General features: G+C 65.8%; 5 protein-coding genes. 3 read left to right on the forward strand and 2 right to left on the reverse strand.

What is annotated here, in order from left to right:
* Nucleotides 1-679, reverse strand: a 679-nt coding sequence (gene murJ / locus B2W70_RS10160) for a murein biosynthesis integral membrane protein MurJ (protein WP_286745424.1), incomplete at its 3' end; no start/stop codon positions are given.
* A gap of 180 nt (nt 680-859) precedes the next feature.
* On the opposite strand from murJ, the gene rpsT reads away from it, so the two are divergent.
* A complete protein-coding gene (rpsT, locus tag B2W70_RS10165) occupies nt 860-1,153 on the forward strand; it encodes a 30S ribosomal protein S20 (protein WP_058088791.1) in 294 nt (97 codons plus the stop codon).
* A gap of 101 nt (nt 1,154-1,254) precedes the next feature.
* On the opposite strand, the gene B2W70_RS10170 is transcribed toward rpsT, so the two are convergent.
* Nucleotides 1,255-1,596, reverse strand: coding sequence for a DUF3579 domain-containing protein (locus B2W70_RS10170; RefSeq protein ID WP_235513914.1), 342 nt, complete (start codon nt 1,594-1,596; stop codon nt 1,255-1,257).
* Between the two features lie 369 nt (nt 1,597-1,965).
* On the opposite strand from B2W70_RS10170, the gene B2W70_RS10175 reads away from it, so the two are divergent.
* Together B2W70_RS10175 and B2W70_RS10180 are read left to right on the forward strand one after the other, a co-directional pair.
* The gene (locus B2W70_RS10175; protein WP_058088792.1) at nt 1,966-3,168 is read left to right on the forward strand and encodes an aspartate aminotransferase family protein; all 1,203 of its coding nucleotides are present in this window, start codon (nt 1,966-1,968) and stop codon (nt 3,166-3,168) included.
* 42 nt (nt 3,169-3,210) lie between these two features.
* On the forward strand, nt 3,211-3,863 hold a 653-nt coding region (locus B2W70_RS10180), incomplete at its 3' end, for an ornithine carbamoyltransferase (protein WP_286745430.1).

A 3,863-nucleotide genomic window follows, 5' to 3' on the forward strand; every position in this document is an offset into this window, starting at 1 on the left:
GGCCGCCCAAGCCAAAGCCGATGCGCGGCAGCACGCCCCGGCGGCGCAGCGCTGGCACCTGGATGCCCAACTGCAGCACCCCGCCCAGCATCACGCCGATGGCGACCGCCAGCACCGGGTCGAACCCCCAGCGGCGAAACAGCGGCGCGCCCAGCACCGTCGCGGTGATGACCGACACATTGAGCAGCACGGGCGTGGCCGCCGGCACGGCGAAGTGCCCCCAGGTGTTGAGGATGCCCGCGCTCAAGGCCACCAGCGACATGAAGCCGATGTAGGGAAACATCCAGCGCGTCATCAGCACGGCCATGTCGAAGCCGCCGCTTTCCTGCAGGCCAGAGGCCATGAGCCAGACCAGCACGGGCGCGCCGATCACGCCCAGCACCGACACCACCAGCAGGGCCCAGAACAGCACCGTGGCCACGGCGTCGATCAGGCCTTTGGTGGCCTCTTCACCTTGCTTGACGCGCGTTTCGCCCAAGATGGGCACGAAAGCCTGCGAAAAAGCCCCTTCGGCGAACAAGCGGCGCAGCAGGTTGGGAATGCGAAACGCCACCTGGAAGGCGTCGGTGGTGGCGCTGGCCCCGAAGTACGAGGCAAAGAGCTGCTCGCGAACCAGGCCGGTGATGCGCGACGCCAGGGTCAGCAGGGAGACGATGGAGGCGGATTTCAGCAGGCTCATGGCCCATTATAGGAAGCGCCCCCGGCACAACTTGTCGCCTGGGCACAGCCGTGGTAGACTCTGCGGTTCTTTAAACCTGCCGCTTTTGCGCGGGTGCGAATCGAGGCAGCCGAATGGTTTGGCGATCTCGGGCATCCACAAAAGTGTTGCGCGCTGGTTCACCAGCGCAATGAGCTCACCATGGCATCTGCATCCAAAGCCAAGAAGACCGTCCGCATCGCCTCCGGTCGCAAGCGCGTTCGCCAGGACGTCAAGCTGAACGCCGCCAACTCGGCCCTGCGTTCGAAGTTCCGCACCGCCATCAAGGGCGTGCTCAAGGCTGTCAAGGCCGGCGACAAGACCCAGGCCGCTGCCGCCTTCAAGACCGCTCAATCCGTGATCGACTCGATCGCCGACAAGGGCATCTTCCACAAGAACAAGGCCGCTCGCCACAAGAGCCGCCTGTCGGCCAAGATCAAGGCCATTGCCGCCTGATCTGTCGCCTGACGGCAAACGGGGCTGACGAGCCCCGGACACGACAAAGCCCGCGCAACGCCGTTGACGCGGGCTTTTTCTTGGGGGCTCGCGCCCTGCCCTCACCCACGTGGGGCGTCAGGCAACAAACAAGCTTCGAGCACCTGCAACTCGTTGTCGCGGGCGAAGTTCATGACGAAGTCCCAGGCCATGGGTTCAAGGTCGCGCAAGGCTTCGTTGACGACCACGCATTTGACGTTGTCCACGCTGGTGGGGACGCAGTAGGGCGAATAGCCGATGTGGGCCAGGGGGCCCGACATGCCACCTGGCTTGAAGCAGGACATGGCGCCGGCGAGGCGCTCTGCCCAGTCGCTGGGGCGAAAGGTGCGGCCCTGTTGGGTCAGGCCCAGGATGAAGACTTCTCGGGGTTTGGGGGTGCGTTCTGGCAATGAGGGCGTCGACACGGTGGCGCTTCCGACGTGCTGTTCAATGGGTGAATTGACAGGCGCAGGGCCAGATTGTGTCTGGCGTCTGCGGGGAACCAGCAGGGCAGACCGCGGGTAGCGGACTGCCACACTGGGTGATGGCCACCTCCCGGATCGATGGGACTCGGGTGTTGCCATGCGGACAGGTCGTGATTGTCGCGGATGCGAAGGCCTGCTGCAACTTGGATGCCAGCAATCCAAGGGCATTGCGGGGTGGGCGCCACTTCACGGGCCCGTGCGGCGCCCCATTTCGCGACCGGCGGGCACCGCCGAACCCAGGGTTCGCACCAGGGCGGACGCCCGATATTGCATAGAATGTTTGGTCCCACACCTCACCGAGCCACGCTCATGAACGCCCCAGTCAACGCCATGCCCCATGTGATGCCCACCTATGGCCGTCTGCCCGTCGCCCTGTCGCACGGCCAAGGCGCCGAAGTCTGGGACACCGAGGGCCGACGTTACCTGGACGCGCTCTCCGGCATCGCGGTCAACACCCTGGGGCACAACCACGCCAAACTGGTGCCCGCGCTGCAGGATCAGGTCAGCAAGATGATCCACTGCTGCAACTACTACCAGGTGCCGCTGCAGGAAGAGCTGGCCCGCCTGCTGGTCGAGCGTTCGGGGCTGACCAACGTCTTTTTCTGCAACTCGGGCCTGGAAGCCAACGAGGCCGCGCTGAAGATCGCACGCAAGTTCGGCCACGACAAGGGCATCGACCGCGCCGAGGTGGTGGTCTACGAGAAGGCCTTCCACGGCCGCTCGATCGCCACGCTGTCGGCCACGGGCAACCCCAAGGTGCACGCCGGCTTCGAGCCGCTGGTCGAAGGCTTTGTGCGCGTGCCGCTCAACGACATCGAGGCACTTGAAGAAGTTGCCCGCACCCGCCCGAACGTGACGGCGGTGTTCCTGGAGGTGATCCAGGGCGAAGGCGGCATCAACCCGGCTCGCGTCGAGTACCTGCAGGCCATCCGCGCCTTGTGTGACAAACAAGGCTGGCTGCTGATGCTCGACGAGGTGCAATGCGGCATCGGGCGCACCGGCAAGTGGTTCGCGCACCAGTGGGCCGGCATCCAGCCGGACGTCATGCCGCTGGCCAAGGGCCTGGGCTCGGGGGTGCCGGTGGGCGCGGTGGTGTGTGGCCCCAAGGCGGCCGATGTGCTCAAGCCGGGCAACCACGGCACCACCTTTGGCGGCAACCCGCTGGCCATGCGCGCGGGCGTCGAGACCATCACCATCATGGAAGAAGACCAACTGCTGGCCAACGCCCAGCACGTGGGCGAGCACCTGATGGGCGCCCTGCGCCGCGAGTTGGCCAACGTGGCCGGTGTCACCGAGATCCGTGGTCAGGGCCTGATGATCGGCATCGAGCTGGACCGCCCCTGCGGTGTCATCCTCAACCGCGCGCTCGACGCGGGGTTGCTGCTGAGCGTGACGGCCGACAAGGTCGTGCGCCTGCTGCCGCCGCTGATCTTCACCCCGGCCCACGCCGACGAGCTCGTCGCCACCCTGGTGCCGCTCATCAAGCAGTTCCTTGCCGAGCCGAAGGCCTGAGCCGTCCGCCCCGCTCCCAGCTCCAACAGACACCCACGCGCCATGAAGCCCGGAAACAGCCTGATCAAGCACTACCTGCAGTTCAAGGACCTGCGCGCCCCGGAGTACGAGTACCTGTTCCAGCGCGCGGCCAGCATCAAGCAACGCTTCAAGAACTACGAGAAGTACCAGCCACTGTCGGACCGCACGCTGGCCATGATCTTCGAGAAGGCATCAACGCGCACGCGCGTGAGCTTCGAGGCCGGCATGTACCAGATGGGTGGCTCGGTGGTGCACCTGACCACCGACGGCAGCCAGCTGGGCCGCAGCGAGCCGATCGAGGACAGCGCCCGCGTGATCTCGCGCATGGTCGACATCGTGATGATCCGCACCTACGAGCAAGCCAAGATCGTGAAGTTCGCGGCCAACTCGCGCGTGCCGGTCATCAACGGGCTGACCAACGAGTACCACCCCTGCCAGATCCTGGCCGACATCTTCACCTACATCGAGCACCGCGGCTCGATCGCCGGCAAGGTGGTGGCCTGGGTGGGCGATGGCAACAACATGGCCAACACCTGGCTGCAGGCGGCCGAGTTGCTGGGCTTCACGGTGCACGTGAGCACGCCCAGCGGCTACGAGATCGACCCCGAGGTGGCCGGCATCTCGAACCCGGGTTGCTACAAGGTCTTCAAGGACCCGATGGACGCCTGCCGTGG

The organism is Aquabacterium sp. UBA2148, assembly GCF_002328915.1.
GTDB lineage: Bacteria > Pseudomonadota > Gammaproteobacteria > Burkholderiales > Burkholderiaceae_C > Aquabacterium > Aquabacterium parvum.